Origin of the sequence: Amycolatopsis vastitatis (assembly GCF_002234595.1) — a bacterium.
GTDB lineage: Bacteria > Actinomycetota > Actinomycetes > Mycobacteriales > Pseudonocardiaceae > Amycolatopsis > Amycolatopsis vastitatis.
This window is the reverse complement of the sequence record NZ_NMUL01000069.1, coordinates 70,009-83,969: the sequence shown is the minus strand read 5'-3', so window position 1 is coordinate 83,969 and position 13,961 is coordinate 70,009. Positions and strand designations below refer to the sequence as shown.

13 protein-coding genes are annotated in these 13,961 nt (G+C 70.2%); 2 read left to right on the top strand and 11 right to left on the bottom strand.

The window, feature by feature from the left end; all coding sequences use genetic code 11:
• The 6 genes from CF165_RS45725 to CF165_RS45700 all read right to left on the bottom strand — a co-directional run.
• Positions 1-1,599, bottom strand: a 1,599-nt coding sequence (locus CF165_RS45725) for a rhamnogalacturonan lyase (RefSeq protein WP_093953880.1), incomplete at its 3' end; no start/stop codon positions are given.
• A 25-nt stretch (positions 1,600-1,624) separates the two neighbouring features.
• Positions 1,625-2,056 (bottom strand): hypothetical protein, encoded by a 432-nt coding sequence (locus tag CF165_RS45720; RefSeq protein ID WP_240522117.1) that lies wholly within the window; start codon positions 2,054-2,056, stop codon positions 1,625-1,627.
• A gap of 26 nt (positions 2,057-2,082) precedes the next feature.
• Complete coding sequence (locus CF165_RS45715) at positions 2,083-3,138, bottom strand: rhamnogalacturonan acetylesterase (RefSeq protein WP_093953879.1); 1,056 nt, start codon at positions 3,136-3,138, stop codon at positions 2,083-2,085.
• 28 nt (positions 3,139-3,166) lie between these two features.
• Entirely contained in the window at positions 3,167-5,434 is a 2,268-nt protein-coding gene (locus CF165_RS45710) for a cellulase family glycosylhydrolase (RefSeq protein ID WP_093953878.1), read from the bottom strand.
• A 177-nt stretch (positions 5,435-5,611) separates the two neighbouring features.
• Positions 5,612-6,733 carry a glycoside hydrolase family 53 protein gene (locus CF165_RS45705; RefSeq protein ID WP_093953877.1) on the bottom strand — a complete coding sequence of 374 codons (1,122 nt, stop codon included), beginning with the start codon at positions 6,731-6,733 and terminating at the stop codon, positions 5,612-5,614.
• Between the two features lie 179 nt (positions 6,734-6,912).
• Entirely contained in the window at positions 6,913-7,293 is a 381-nt protein-coding gene (locus CF165_RS45700; RefSeq protein WP_093953876.1) for a hypothetical protein, read from the bottom strand.
• A gap of 134 nt (positions 7,294-7,427) precedes the next feature.
• Between CF165_RS45700 and CF165_RS45695 the strand changes: the two genes are divergently transcribed.
• Positions 7,428-8,390, top strand: coding sequence for a helix-turn-helix transcriptional regulator (locus tag CF165_RS45695; protein WP_093953875.1), 963 nt, complete (start codon positions 7,428-7,430; stop codon positions 8,388-8,390).
• 50 nt (positions 8,391-8,440) lie between these two features.
• Positions 8,441-8,965 carry a GNAT family N-acetyltransferase gene (locus CF165_RS45690; protein ID WP_240522116.1) on the top strand — a complete coding sequence of 175 codons (525 nt, stop codon included), beginning with the start codon at positions 8,441-8,443 and terminating at the stop codon, positions 8,963-8,965.
• Positions 8,966-8,973: 8 nt separating this feature from the next.
• Here the strand turns inward: CF165_RS45690 and CF165_RS45685 are convergent, their stop codons facing one another.
• Genes CF165_RS45685 through CF165_RS45665 form a run of 5 tightly spaced genes read right to left on the bottom strand, consistent with a single transcriptional unit; the run spans position 8,974 to position 13,646 of the window.
• Entirely contained in the window at positions 8,974-10,023 is a 1,050-nt protein-coding gene (locus CF165_RS45685) for a LacI family DNA-binding transcriptional regulator (protein WP_093953874.1), read from the bottom strand.
• Complete coding sequence (locus CF165_RS45680) at positions 10,020-10,583, bottom strand: hypothetical protein (RefSeq protein ID WP_093953873.1); 564 nt, start codon at positions 10,581-10,583, stop codon at positions 10,020-10,022. The genes CF165_RS45685 and CF165_RS45680 overlap by 4 nt, the downstream gene beginning before the upstream one ends.
• Positions 10,580-11,410, bottom strand: coding sequence for a carbohydrate ABC transporter permease (locus CF165_RS45675; RefSeq protein ID WP_093953872.1), 831 nt, complete (start codon positions 11,408-11,410; stop codon positions 10,580-10,582). The genes CF165_RS45680 and CF165_RS45675 overlap by 4 nt, the downstream gene beginning before the upstream one ends.
• A complete protein-coding gene (locus CF165_RS45670; protein ID WP_093953871.1) occupies positions 11,407-12,348 on the bottom strand; it encodes a carbohydrate ABC transporter permease in 942 nt (313 codons plus the stop codon). The genes CF165_RS45675 and CF165_RS45670 overlap by 4 nt, the downstream gene beginning before the upstream one ends.
• Before the next feature lie 11 nt (positions 12,349-12,359).
• Positions 12,360-13,646, bottom strand: a complete 1,287-nt coding sequence (locus CF165_RS45665) for an ABC transporter substrate-binding protein (RefSeq protein ID WP_093953870.1) — start codon at positions 13,644-13,646, stop codon at positions 12,360-12,362.
• Positions 13,647-13,961 lie beyond the last annotated feature (315 nt).

Below are 13,961 nucleotides of genomic sequence, written 5' to 3'. Positions count from 1 at the left end.
GGAGGCGGTCAGCAGCCGGGTGTCACCGCCGGTGCCGTACTTGTCGATGTGGGTGCCGTCCAGCAGCTCGCGCTGCGCGTCACCGTCCCAGTAGATGACGAAGTTCGTCGAGGACGGCTTGCGCCCGATGTTCTGGCCGCTGGTGTTCAGCAGCCCGGACACCGCGGACGACCACGACTCGGCGCCGGGGCTGCCGGCGTAGATGTCGTCCGAGACCCCGCGGCCGTTGTCGCAGTTGCAGGAGGCGTTCTGCCAGATGATCTGCCCGGTCTTCGCGTCGGCCATCCAGGCGGCCGGCTTGGACTTGTCTTCATCCACTTTGAACTCTTCCAGCCCGGCCCGGCTCGGGATCAGGTCGCCGACGTGCATGGCGTCGCCGTGGCCGAGCCGGGTGTTCCACAGCGGACTGCCGTTGTCGTCGATGGCCATGGCCCCGAAGACGATCTCGTCCCGGCCGTCGCCGTCGGTGTCCGCGATGGCCAGCTGGTGGTCACCCTGGCCGGTGTACTGCGAGCCGGCCGAGTTCGAGTCGAACTTCCACCGCTCGGTCAGCGCGCCGTTCCGGAAGTCCCAGGCCGCGATCACGGTCCGGGTGTAGTAGCCGCGGCTCATGATCAGGCTCGGGTGGGACCCGTCCAGGTACGCCGTGCCGGCCAGGAACCGGTCCACCCGGTTGCCGTAGCTGTCGCCCCACGAGGACACCGTGCCGCGCGGCGGGTCGTAGTTCACCGTGGACACCGCGGCGCCGGTCTGGCCGCTGAACATGGTCAGGAACTCCGGGCCGGACAGGACGTACCCGCTGGAGTTGCGGTAGTCGGCGCTCGCGCTGCCGATGACCTGGCCGGTGCCCGACCGCGTGCCGTCCGCGGTCTTCATGGCGACCTCGGCCTTGCCGTCGCCGTCGTAGTCGAAGACCTGGAACTGCGTGTAGTGCGCGCCGGCCCGGATGTTGCGCCCGAGGTCGATCCGCCAGAGGCGGGTGCCGTCCAGCTTGTACGCGTCGACGTAGACGTCGCCGGTGTAGCCGGACTGCGAGTTGTCGTGCGAATTGGTCGGGTCCCACTTCAGCACGATCTCGTACTGGCCATCACCGTCGAGGTCACCGGCACTGGCGTCGTTGGCGGCGTAGGTGTAGCTGACACCGTCCGGGGTGGTGCCGCCTGCAGGTGGCTGGATCGGGATGTCCCGGGTGCCCGCGGCGACACCGCTGTCCAACGTCAGCGACTCCTCCGCGGCGAAGGCCGACATCACCTCGGCGCCGCCAACGACCGCGCGCACGGTGTACCGGGCGCCCGCGGGGGCGCCAGTGTCCAGGAAGCTCGTCGGCCCGCTGACCGGTGTCCCGGTCACCCGCGTGCCGTCGCGGTAGACGTTGAAGGCGACACCGGGCGGGTCGTCGGCGAGCAGCCGCCAGCCGACCCGGTTGCCGGCCGCGGTGTGGACGCTGACCACCCCGCGGTTCAGCTTGTCGACCTGCGGTTTGGCCGCCTGCGACGCGGCCGGGACGACGGCGTCCGCCGCGGTGCCGGGCAGCAGCCCCAACACCAGCAGGCTCGCGGCGGCCGCGGCCAGCCGCCGGTTGAGGGCGGAAGTACGCATGGACAACTCCGTTCTGCCGTGGCTCTCAGCCGAGGAGCGCGGCGAGCCGCGCCGCGATCTTCTGGTGGCCGGTGTCGTCGGGGTGCGTGCCGTCCGGGGTGTCGGCGGTGGTGAGCCAGCCTTCGGTGGCGCGCCGGTTCGGCGTCAGGTTCACCGTGCCGCTCACCGCCCGGTACGACGTCAAGGCACCGCCGTCGACGCTCGTGTACAGGTCGACGCTGTTTCGCTGACGCAGTTTCACCGTCGTGCCGGTGAACCCGACCACCGCGTAGGCGCCGGTCCAGCCGGGCACGTACGCACTCGCCGAGCGGGTGTCCCAGCGTCCGAAGTACCGGATGTTCGCGTCGGTGGGCGAGCCGTCACCGGTGGCGGCCGCGGCCGGGTTCACCGCCGTGACCACCGCGGCCACGACCGCCATCGCGAGCGTCGTTGCCCGCGCTCCGGTGCCGATCGGCATCTTTCGTCTCTCCTTTGTGGACGTACTCAGCGGAGGAAGGCCACCAGCGGAAGGTTCAGCTCCCGGATGCCTTGCACCACCAGGTTGGACATCTGCGTCGCCCCGTACACCGAGAAGTGCGTGTTGTCGGTGACGCCGTCGGCGGCCTGGGTGAGGTAGATCTTCTGGGACGCCGACGGGCCGAGGGACTCGACGAGGGCCTTGCTCTTGGCCGTCAGGTCGAGCACCGGCACGTTCGCGCTCTTGCCCAGCGCCCGGATCACCGCGGGCAGGTCCACGCCCACGCCGTTGACGTGCAACGCCGTCGAGGTCAGCTTGGTGCCGCTGAACAGCCGCCGCACCGGCGGGGTGACCAGCACGGGGACGCCGCCGCGCTCGCGCACGCCGTTGACCATCTTGGTGAGGTTGTCGCGGAACGCCGTCGCCGACGTCTGCTTGTCGTTGTGCCCGAACTGGATGAGCACCAGGTCCTTGCTCTTGATCAGCGGCTTGAGCGTCGGGAAGAGCGCCTTGTTGGCCAGGAAACTGCCCGAGCTTTCGCCGGAGTCCGCGTAGTTGGCGACCACGGCGCCGTTGCGGACGTTCGCAGGCAGCATCTGCCCCCAGCCCGTGTAGGGCGCGGCCGGCTGGTCGCAGACGGTCGAGTCGCCCGCCAGGTACGTCACGAGCGGGGACTGGGCCGCGGTCACGCTCAGCGAGCCGATCGCGGGCGCGCTGCCGCCGAACGTGATGTCCAGGCCCGCGGTCCCGGTGCCGCCCTGGCCGGTGGGCTGGCCCTCCGGGTTGCGCACGTTGACCGTCACGGTGGTGGGGACGACCTGCCCGGCGCTCGTCGAGACGGCGTTCAGGACCTGCCGGCGCGCCTCCACCGACATCGACGTGCTGGCCGCCTTCGTGGTGCTGCCGAGGCCCACCGTGACGTCGTAGTTGCCGGGGGCAACGGCGAAGTGGCACTTGATCGGCGCCGTGCCCGAGCACTGGGCGGGAAGCGCTTTCTGGACGGCCGCGGCCACCGCCGGCGCGGGAACCAGGGTGGCCGCGGCCAGGCCGGCGAGGATGACCGCTCGCTGCCGGAGGAACATGAGGACTCCTTTGTCCTGAGTGGATGGTTCAGCCCGCCGAGCAGGCGCTGCCGTTGAGCGTGAACGCGGTCGGCGCCGGGTTGGCGCCGCTGTACGAGCCGTTGAAGCCGATGCCGGCCGAGGCGTTCGGCGCCAGCGTGCCGTTCCAGCTCAGGTTGGTCGCGGTGACCTGCGCGCCGGACTGGCTCACGGTGGCGCCCCAGCCGGGCGGGGTCACCCGCTGGCCCCCGGCGAAGCTGAAGGCCAGCGTCCAGCCGGTGACCGTGCTCGCGCCGGTGTTCGTGACGGTGACGTTGGCCGTGAACCCGTTGCCACCACCCCAGTTCGACGCGGCGTAGGTGACCTTGCACGCGCCGGTGCCGCCGCCCGCGCTCGTGGTCACGGACGCGATCCCGGAAGCGGCCGAGGTGTTCCCCGCCGCGTCCCTGGCCCGCACCTGGTAGCGGTAGGTGCTCGAAGCCGCCAAGCCGCTGTCGGTGAACGACGTCGTCGCGGCCGAACCGACCACGGCGAACGTGCCACCACTCGCCCCGGGCGCGCGGAGGACGTCGTAGCCGGTGACACCGACGTTGTCGGTCGACGCCGTCCAGGTCAGCGTGGCACCGCTCGAAGTCACCGCCGAGACGGCCGGGGTGCCCGGGACGGAGGGTGCTTCGGTGTCCCCGCTGCCGCCGCCGTAGATCGTGGCTTCCTTGGCGGTCTTCCGGATCCCGTTGGCGCCGTTGAGGAACCGCTCGCCCCACGCCGTCAGGCTCGCCGGGTCGAAGTTGTTCGTCATGTCGAGGTACGCGACGTCACTGCTGTTGCCGCTCCAGGACCAGCCGAGGTAACCGAGGCCGCGGGCCTGCGCCTGGGCCATGATCGTGTCCTCGTCCGGGTTGCCGTCGGTGTGCATGCTCCCGAACTCGCCGACGACCAGGGGCAGCCCGGCGGTGCGGAAACTGTCGAAGTACGCGGTGATCTCGGCCGCGGTGTCGTAGACGCCGTACATGTGGATGGAGAAGACGGTGTTGTGCTGCGGGTCGGCGTTGAACACCGTGGCCGCGTTGTCGCGCATGATGTTCTGCCAGTCCTGGCCCCACATCGGCGCGTCGGCCATCAGCAGGTGCGTCAGCCCGGCGGCCCGCAGCCGGCTGATCGCGCCGCTCGTCGCGCTCGCCCAGGTCGCGCTCACCTGCTGGTCGTTGCCGAACGGCTCGTTGCCCAGGTTGATCACGACGTAGTTTTCCTGGCCCTTGAGGGCACTCGCGACGCTGATCCAGTAACTGGCCGCCTGGTCCAGCGTGGCGGCGCCGCTCTGCTCGCCGTACCCGGTGGTGTCGTGCACCTCCAGGACGCAGATCAGCCGGTTCTGCTTGCACTGCCCGATGACGCTCGTGACCTCGGCGGCCGGCGTCGGTCCCCAGCGCTGCCCGCTGCCGAGGACGACGCGGACCGTGTTGGCGCCGAAGGACTTGATGTCGGCGAAGGCGCGGTTCTGGCCCGGGTACCAGACGTACGCGTGGTTCACCCCGCGCATGACGAACGGACTGCCGTTGGCCTCGACGATCCGGGTGCCGTCGACGTGGAGGCCGGTCGCGGCAGGCGTGTCGCCGCCCAGCGCCGCCACCAAGGCCGGGTACCAGCGGCTTTCCATCTTCTGGATGCCGGTGGTGCTGTTCGGGTGGACGCCGTCACCGGTGTCCGTCGCGGGGTCGAACCCCGTCCACTGGTCGACCACGGTGATCGGGGACGCGGCCGTGGAGTGCGCCTGCGCCCAGGCGGGAATGGCGTTGTCCAGCTCGACCACCCGCTGCCCGCAAGCCGCGCAGTTGGCGGGGTTCATCGGGATGATCTTGGCGACGACCAGCTTGGTGGCCGGGTTGGCGGCCCGCATCTGGCCGAGCAGCGTGGTGTAGGCGTCCAGGATCGTGGCCGCCGGGATGTTGCTCCACACGTCGTTGGTGCCCAGGTGCATGAGGACGATGTCCGGGTGCGTCGCCGACAGCCAGCCGGGCAGCTGGTTGTCGCGCACGATCCCGGTGGCCAGGAAGCCGCCGTGGCCCTCGTTGTCGCCGTCGTAGGCGAAGCCGCAGCCCGGGGCCGGGAGGGTGCCGACGAAGTCGACGTCGGTGTGGCCGGTGTCCTGGAGGTGTTTCCACAGCAGCGCCCGCCAGCAGCCCGGCGACCCGGTGATGGAGTCGCCGAGCGCCATGACCCGCGCCGGCGTGGCCGCCTGCGCGGCCGCGGGAGCCACCACAGCGCAGGCGGCCAGCAGCACGCCGGCCAGGAGCGCGCGGAGGAATCGCCAGTTCATACCGACCTCCTGGAGAGCACTCGACAGGAAAGTTTCATACTGGGAGCGCTCCCACGGTAACACGGGACTCTGGGGGTGAACACCGGCCGCGGTGACCGGAACCGCTGGATTTGCTTAACTGTTCAGCAGATGGCCCGGATCGGAGAAAACGCTTTCCCGAATCCACCGCCGACGAGGTCAGGGCGTCCAGCGAAGGTTCGGGTTGAGCCGTCCGTTCCGGTCGAACACGGCCTGGTTTTCCCAGCCGTTGCCGGAACCGGCGATGTCGGCCGGGTCCCAGCCGTTGCCCGGCACCGCGTACCAGGTGGGTTCCCAGTAGAAGACGCCGATCGCGCCGGCGGCGCGGGCGGTGTTCTGGACGGCGGTGAAGTTCGCGGCCTGGCCGGCGGGGGTGGCCGGATAGCCCGAACACGGCTGCGCCGCCGAAATGGTGTTCGGGCTGCTGTCGTAGTTGGCCGTCGTGTACGGGTACGCCGTTTCGGCGAGGATGACCGGCTTTCCGTACCGGGACCGCACGTCGGACACCACGGTCGCCATGTTCGCCGTGGTGCCGTGCCAGTAGCAGTAGTAGGACAGCCCGGTGATGTCCCACTGGACGCCCTGCGCCCGGATGCCGTCGTAGAACCAGCGCGCGTGCGCGTCACTGTCGGCGTCGGCGGTGTGGATGACGACCTGGGTGCCGCTGTTGCACGCCTTGGTGGCGCTGTAGCCCGCTTTCAGCAACTGCCCGAGGTTGGCGAAGTTGTTGTCGACGACCTTGCCGTCGTTCCACAGCATGCCGACGTTGATCTCGTTGCCGATCTGCACGCTGTCCGGTGTCGTGCCCTGCGCCTTGAGGCCCGAGCAGACGTCGTAGGTGTAGTCGTGGACATCGGTCCGGAGCGCGGCGATGCCGTGCGAGGCCCACGCGGCGGGCTTGGTCTGGGTGCCGGGATCGGCCCACGTGTCGGAGTAGTGGAAGTCGACCAGCAGCTTGAGGCCCTTGGCCTTCACCGTCCGGGCGTACTGCAGCACCTTGGCCTTGTTGTTGTAGCCGCTGCGCGGGTTGTTCCAGACGCGCAGGCGCACGTAGTTCACGCCGGCACCCTTCAGGATGTCGAGCGGGTCGCCGGCGACGCCGTTCGCGTCGGCGTACTTCGCGCCGAGGTCCAGCGCCCGCTGGGCGGTCGAGACGTCCGCGCCCAGCATGGTCAGGGAGTTCGCGGCCGAGGCGGCGGGGACGGGCAGGGTCGCGGGGAGCGCGAGGGCCGTCAGGAACAGGGCGGCCTTCGCCAGGCGGCCGGTGCGGGACACGGTCATTCGATCTCCTTTGATCGACGACGTGACGAGCCGGGGGAAGGGGAGGTTCCGTGCACGTACACCAGCGATCACGTGCCGTTCCAAGGAGAATGGAACCGCACGGGTGGGAAATTTTCAAGCCTGTTCGACAATTTCTGTGAACGCGTCCGGCCGGAGGTCGTCGCCACCACGGTACGGTCCTATGTGGACGGATTGACGACGGACGGCAGCCTGGCAAGGACCACAGCGCCGGCTTCGCGCGCCAAGCGGTCTTGCCTGGCGTCCTGCAGCCGAGTGCTCAGGGCCAGATGCCGGAGGCTCGGCACGACGACGTGATGGGCGCCGGTGCGGACCAGCTCGGCGATCAGGTCGTTGAACCCCTTGCGCAAGCCCCACTCGAACTCGAAGAAGAAGCCGGCGAAGGACAAGCCCTCGGATTCGGCGAACGCGATCAAGGCCCGCTCGAGCCGGAGCACCTGGTGGTCCGGTACATCGTCGGGTACGCGCAGGTAGCCGTAGGCCGGCGGCGCGTCGACCGCGAGCGAGGGTGACTCGGCGACGGATTGAACGATCAGCGTCATGGGTGTCACCTTCGTGCGGGCAAGCCCGCCGAACCAGAGCGCGAAGAGCGCAAGAAAGCCGCGTGGGTGCCGCACGCAGCGGGCTGACCTGCGGTAATGTGACGATCTCGCACTGTAACCGAGGGGAGTGGATCATGGCCGCCAAGCGGACACGCCTGGCCCGCGCACGCAAGGCGGCCGGGTACACGCAGGAAGCCCTGGCCGAGGCGCTCGACACCGACCGCAGCACCATCGTTCGGTGGGAAGCGGGCGAGACCGAGCCACTCCCCCACAAGCGGCTGAAGCTGGCTCAGGCGCTCAAAGTCACCGCCAGTGGCCTGGAAGACCTGCTGGCCGAAAGCCTCGCATCTCCCGCAATCGCCGAATGGGGCAGCATGCCGACCGAGGCGGAGGTACCGTCCGATCCCATGAAGCGACGGACGCTGATGAAGTGGGGCGTAGCCGCGACCGCCACCACGGGTATCGGTATCGAGGTCTTCGGCAGCATCGGCATGGCTGACGTGCAACGGCTGCAGCGGACCACGGAGCGACTGTGCAACCTCGACCACCGCCACGGGGGCGAAACTCTCTGGCAGGCCGGAGTGGCTACCGTGCGCGAGGCCAACCTCATGCTCGAGCAGGGCAGCTACCGCGCGAGCGTCGGCCAAGCGATGCTCGAAGCCACCGGCGATCTGCAAATCCGGACCGGCTGGTTGGCGTGCGACGCCGGCCGGCACGAGGTCGCCCGTGCCAGCTTCACCGACGCCTTGACCATCTCCCGCCAGGCCGGAGACGGGGAGATCGAGACCCGGGCCCTGGCCGGCCTGGGCTTTCAAAGCAACCTGGTCGGCCGTCCGCGTGAGGGCCTGCGCTTCTCCCGCGCGGCCGAAGACGCGGCACGCAATCTTGGGCCGTCATCGCGGATGACTGCGCGCGCGGCCTCCGGCGCGGTCGATGGAGCCGTCGAAGCTGCCGACGAGGTACTCGACGCCATCGCCGGGGGGCTCGACAGCTGGCGCGTCACCTTGGAGCTGGGCCGGGTCATGCGCGTCATCTCGACCTACCGGGCTCCCGGCGTCGACCAGCTCTCCGAGCGCTACGCCGCTTTGGTCTCGTGATGACGACATCGACGCCCGAACTCGTTCTCCACGACCATGACGCTGCCGGTATGCACGAGCTGCGCCGGCTCCTGCTCACGGTCTACACCGAGGTCTACGCCGAGTTGCTCGGCAATCCGTTCTTCGCTCCGGACCGGTTCTGGGAGCGGCTCGAGGCCTACGCCAAGTGGCCCGGCTTCGAGCTGGTCACGGGTTGGATCAACGACGAGCTCGTGGGCTACACCCTGGGCTACACCTTGCCGGACCGCTCCGGCTGGTGGCGCGGGTTCCGCGGGGACGTCGCTCCGCCGGTTCTCGAAGAGAACGGCCGGCGCACGTTCGCCGTCACTCAGCTGATGGTGCTGCCGAGCCGGCAGCGACGCGGCTACGCCCGCCGGCTGCACGACGAGCTGCTCGCAGGCCGGCCTGAAGAACGAGCTACCTTGCTCGTCAAGCCGGACAACGTCCCGGCTCGCACCGCGTACCTGTCCTGGGGCTGGCGGATGTTCGGCAGGCTGCAGCCGTTCGACGACGCGCCGGTGTACGACTCATTGATGTACGACCTGGAGAAAGGGCACGCCTCTGCCACCGGTTGAACGTCCACTCACCCCGCGGCGGCCCCTCCGGCGCTTCGCACCCGCCGCGGCCGACGGCTCGATTCGCGGACGACCAGCTCGGGTGTGAAGACCACATGCCGGTGCACGTGTTCCTCCGGCGACTGGGTTTCGGCGATGACCAGGGACGCGGCCGTGCGGCCGATCTCGTGCCGCGGCTGGCGGACCGACGTCAGCGGGACCGCGGCCGCGGCGGCGAAGTCGATGTCGTCGTAGCCGACGATCGCCAGGTCCTCCGGGACCCGCACCCCCGCGCGCACCGTGGCCTGGAGCAGGCCCAGCGCCAGCAGGTCGTTCGCGCAGAAGACGGCGTCGGGCAGCACGGCCCTGGCCAGCAGCTGCTCGCCGGCCCGCAGGCCGCACGAAACGTTCAGGGCCGGTGCGGTGAGCACCTCGAGGACGTCCGGAGCACGCCCGGCCAGGCGGAGGGCGTCCCGGGCGCCGCGGTGGCGTTCGGCCGCCTGGTGGATGCCCGCCGGGCCGTTGACCATCACGATCCGCTCGCAGCCCTCGGCGAGCAGGTGGGTGACCGCCAGCTCGCCGCCGTGGCGGTCGTCCACCGCCACCGAGCACAGGTCCTCCTCGGCCGTCGGGTGGTCCAGCAGGACCACCGAGATCCCCCGGTCCTGCAGCTGCCGCAGCGGCACCGGGCCGGCCTGCACCGGGGTGATCAGCACGCCGTGCACCCGTTGCGAGGCCAGCAGCTCGACGTGCCCGCGTTCGCGGGCCACCGACTCGTCGCTGTTGCAGAGGATCACCGCGTGCCCGGCCGCGCTCGCCGCCGCTTCGACGCCGCGGGCGACGTCGGTGAAGAACGGGTTGCCCACGTCCGGCACCACCAGCCCGATCGTGCGGGCGGTCCCGGACCGCAGCTGCCGCGCCGGCTCGTTGCGGACGTACCCCAGGTCGTCGATCGCGGCGAGCACCCGCTCGCGGGTCGCGGCGGCGACCACGTCCGGGCGGTTCAGCACGTTGGACACCGTGCCGACCGACACCTCGGCCCGGATCGCGACGTCGCGGATGCTGATCGCCGGCTTCACCGCCGCTCCCGGGCGCGGACCGCGACGGCGGCCAGCACGAGCAGCCCCGGGGCGACGACGGCGAACGCCGGCGCCTGCCCGACGACGACCGCCACCACGACGATCGCCGTGACCAGCCCGGCGCTGCCACGCCAGTCCAGCACGGTCTCCCGGCCGGCCGCCGCCAGCACCTCCGGCCAGCCGCGGCCCGGCCGCCAGGCCGCGGCGCCGCGCAGGCCGGCCGCCAGGAGCGCGCCGAGCACCACCCCGAGGACGGCGCCGAAAGCGCGGCCGCCGGGCAGCCCGCCCAGCACCGCGACGACGTCGACCCCGCCGACGAGCAGCAGTCCCGCCGGAGCCAGGACGGCCACCGGATGGGCGAGCGCCGCGCGGAACTCCCCGAAGAACCGGCGCACGGTGGGTGTCCGGCCGTCCGCCACGACCTCGGTGAGCACGACCGAACCGGCCGCCGCCGCGGCCAGCGCCGTCACCACGAAAACCGACGCGACACAGACCAGCACACCCACGAAGAGCACTTCGGCCAGCAGCCCCAGCGAGCGGTACCGGGTGAGCGTGCTCATCCCTTCAGCCCCGACGTCGCCACGCCTTCGACCAGGTACCGCTGGAAGGCGAAGAAGAACAGCCCGATCGGCAGCAGCGCGAGCACCGACATGGCGAACATCGGGCCGAACGCCGACTGGCTGGTCTGGTCGACGAAGATCTGCAGGGCCAGCGGCAGCGTGAACTTCGCCGGGTCGTTGAGGTAGATCAGCTGCGAGAAGAAGTCGTTCCAGGTCCAGATGAACGTGAAGATCGCGGTGGTGATCAGGGCCGGCCGCAGCAGCGGCGCGATCACGTACCGGAACGTCCGCACCGGCCCGCAGCCGTCGATCGTCGCGGCCTCGTCCAGCTCGCCGGGCAGGCTGCGGATGAACTGCACCATCAGGAACACGAAGAAGGCGTCGGTGGCCAGGAACTTCGGCAGGACGAGCGGCCAGAACGTGTTGACGAGCCCGAGCTTCTGGAAGATCACGTACTGCGGGATGAGCACGACGTGCTGCGGCAGCATGATGGTGGAGAGCATGAAGCCGAACATCGGCCCGCGGCCGCGGAAGTGCAGCCGGGCGAACGCGTAGGCCGTCACCGAGCAGGACAGCACGTTCCCGAGCACGGCACCGACCGAGATCACCAGGGAGTTGGCGAAGTAGTGCCACACGCCGTAACCGGCGACGCCGCCGAACACCTGCGTGTAGTTGTCCCCCGTGGGGTGGGACGGCAGCAGCGACAGCCCGGCCAGCACTTCCTCCGCGGGCTTGAACGACGCCGAGACCAGCCAGCCGACCGGGTACAGCAGCACCAGCAGGATGAGCACCATCAGCACGTGCCATCCCCACGACCGGCGGGTCATCGGGACTCCCCCGCGTAGAAGACGAACCGGCGCGAGCCGCGGAACAGCAGCGCGGTGAGCACGCCGATCACCACCAGCAGCACCCACGCCATCGCCGAGGCGAAGCCCATCCGGAAGTCGGTGAACCCGCGCTGGTAGAGGTACAGCGTGTAGAGCAGGGTCGAGTCGCTCGGCCCGCCGCGCCCGCTGCTGACGACGAACGCGCCGGTGAACGACTGGAACGCGTGGATGGTCTCCAGCACCAGGTTGAACAGCAGGACCGGGGACAGCATCGGCAGGGTCACCGAGCGGAAGCGGCGGACGGGGCCGGCGCCGTCGAGCTCCGCCGCCTCGTACAGCTCCTTCGGGATCTGCTTGAGCCCGGCCAGGAAGATGACCATCGGCGCGCCGAACTGCCACACCGCCAGCGCGATCACGGTCAGCAGCGCGAACTGCGGCTGGTCGGCCCAGCCGCCGGTGTCCAGGCCGAACGCGGCCAGCACCCGGTCCACCGTGCCGCCGGTCGAGAACATCGCGCGCCACACCAGGGCGAGGCTCACGCTCGCGCCGAGCAGCGAGGGCGCGTAGAACGCCGAGCGGTACAGCCCGGCGCCGCGACGCGCCCGGTTCAGCAGCATCGCCACCGCGAGCGCCAGCCCGAGCTTGAGCGGCACCGACAGCCCGACGTACGTCGCGGTCACGCCCGCCGCGTGCCAGAACCGGTCGTCGCGGGTGAACATCGTGACGTAGTTGTCCAGGCCGACCCAGCGCGGCGAGTCGAACAGGTCGTAGTCGGTGAACGACAGGTACAGCGACGCGATCATCGGGCCGATGGTCAGCACCAGCACCCCGATCAGCCAGGGCGACAGGAACAGGTACCCGGCGCCATGGCCGGCCCGGCGACGGCGGGGCGCGGCCCGTTCCGGCACCACCGGCCGGTCCAGTACGGCTTGCGTCATCGTGTCCTCCCTCAGGACCCGAGCGACTGCTGTGCGGTCTGCACCAGGCGGGCGGCCCCGTCGGCGACGCTCGTCCGGCCGAAGATCACGTCGTCGTACACGCGCTGGAAGTCCCGCTTGATCGCCGCGGAACCGGTGGGCCACAGGCCGGTCGCCGGGCCGATCCGGTCGGCGACGGACTTCTCGTAGTCGCACACAGCCTTCGTGGCCGCCTGGGCCGTGCCGCAGACCTGCTCGCGGATCGCGGTGTTCGGCGGCAGGCCGCGCGCGACGCCCAGCAGCTTGCCCGCTTCCGGGTCGTTGACCAGGAAGCTCAGCAGCTTGGCCGCGGCGTCCTTGTGCGCCGAGCGCTGCGCGACGGCGAAGGTCACCGGCGGCATGGCGGCCATGCCGGACGCCGGGCCGTCGCTGGGCAGCGGCGCGGCCTTGATCCCCGGGCCGTAGCTGGACAGGTAGGCCGACAGGCTGGAGTCGTAGTTGACCTCCGACCCGGCGTGCTTGGTGACCAGGCCCGAGTTCGGCATCGAGCCGTCCATCTTCGCGGTGACCTCGGGCGCCGTGACGGCTTTGCCCGCCCGCAGGTCGCCGGTCAGCGTCCAGAACTGCGTCAGGTCGGCGGCGGTGAACCCGAGCTTGCCGTCGTCGGTGTAGAGCTGCTTGCCGTGCTGGTGCAGCCACACCTCGAACCAGTCGACGGCCCAGCCGAAGTCGGTCGTCCCGGCCACGCCGGTCGCGCCGACCTTGCGGAGCCCGTCGGCGAACTGCGCCCAGGTCCAGCTCTTGCCCGGCCCGGACGGCGGTTCGACCCCAGCCTTGGTGAAGACCGCCGGGTCGTAGGCGAGCATTTGCGTGGTCTGCCCGCCCGGGACGGCGTACTGCTTGCCGTCGATCTTCCCGCCCGCCAGCAGCGCGGGAGCGATCCCGGTGACGTCGATCGTCTTGCCAACGGACGCACTCAGGTCCTCGAGCACGTGGCGGTGCTGGTACTCGCCGAGCGTGGCGCGGTCCAGCTGGATCAGGTCCGGTGACGCGCCCCCGGCCACCTGGGTGGACAGCTTCTGGAAGTACGCGTCGTAGGCGGCGTACTCCGTCTGGACGGTGATGCCCGGATTGTCCTTCATGAACAGATCGACCGCGGCCTTCGTGACCTTCGCCCGGTCTTCGTTGCCCCACCAGACGAAGCGGATCGTCGTGCTCCCCGACGCGTCACCCCCGCCGCCGCACCCCGTGACCAGTCCCGCCAGTGTGACCGCCACGGCCGCCACCAGGCCGGCACGCACCCCGAACCGTCCGTTCATCGAATTTCCCTTCTGGAGACCACCACCGGGCGAGCTCACCGGAATTCGGTCTTGAATCGGTTCAAGCACGGTAAGTCCGCGCGCGGGCGGCGTCAACCAGCAATGATCGCACCGATACTTTCGAATCGGTCGAACGGATGCAGCCGTTCATCCGATCATCGAGAAAGCGCTTACTCACGGACTGGACTGATTGGGTCGAGCGGGTTGACAACCCGGGAACGCTCTGGTTTGAATCGGTTCATCGCGGCAGCGACAAGCCGATCCGGAGGCCGACGATGTCCTCGCAGTTCCCCCTCTCCCGAAGAGTCTTCCTCG

Bases quoted from the DNA above. Each gene is read 5' to 3' on its own strand.
- CF165_RS45720 (WP_240522117.1), bottom strand. From the start codon at position 2,056: ATGCCGATCGGCACCGGAGCGCGGGCAACGACGCTCGCGATGGCGGTC.
- CF165_RS45715 (WP_093953879.1), bottom strand. From the start codon at position 3,138: ATGTTCCTCCGGCAGCGAGCGGTCATCCTCGCCGGCCTGGCCGCGGCC.
- CF165_RS45710 (WP_093953878.1), bottom strand. From the start codon at position 5,434: ATGAACTGGCGATTCCTCCGCGCGCTCCTGGCCGGCGTGCTGCTGGCC.
- CF165_RS45705 (WP_093953877.1), bottom strand. From the start codon at position 6,733: ATGACCGTGTCCCGCACCGGCCGCCTGGCGAAGGCCGCCCTGTTCCTG.
- CF165_RS45700 (WP_093953876.1), bottom strand. From the start codon at position 7,293: ATGACGCTGATCGTTCAATCCGTCGCCGAGTCACCCTCGCTCGCGGTC.
- CF165_RS45695 (WP_093953875.1), top strand. From the start codon at position 7,428: ATGGCCGCCAAGCGGACACGCCTGGCCCGCGCACGCAAGGCGGCCGGG.
- CF165_RS45690 (WP_240522116.1), top strand. From the start codon at position 8,441: ATGCACGAGCTGCGCCGGCTCCTGCTCACGGTCTACACCGAGGTCTAC.
- CF165_RS45680 (WP_093953873.1), bottom strand. From the start codon at position 10,583: ATGAGCACGCTCACCCGGTACCGCTCGCTGGGGCTGCTGGCCGAAGTG.
- CF165_RS45675 (WP_093953872.1), bottom strand. From the start codon at position 11,410: ATGACCCGCCGGTCGTGGGGATGGCACGTGCTGATGGTGCTCATCCTG.
- CF165_RS45670 (WP_093953871.1), bottom strand. From the start codon at position 12,348: ATGACGCAAGCCGTACTGGACCGGCCGGTGGTGCCGGAACGGGCCGCG.
- CF165_RS45665 (WP_093953870.1), bottom strand. From the start codon at position 13,646: ATGAACGGACGGTTCGGGGTGCGTGCCGGCCTGGTGGCGGCCGTGGCG.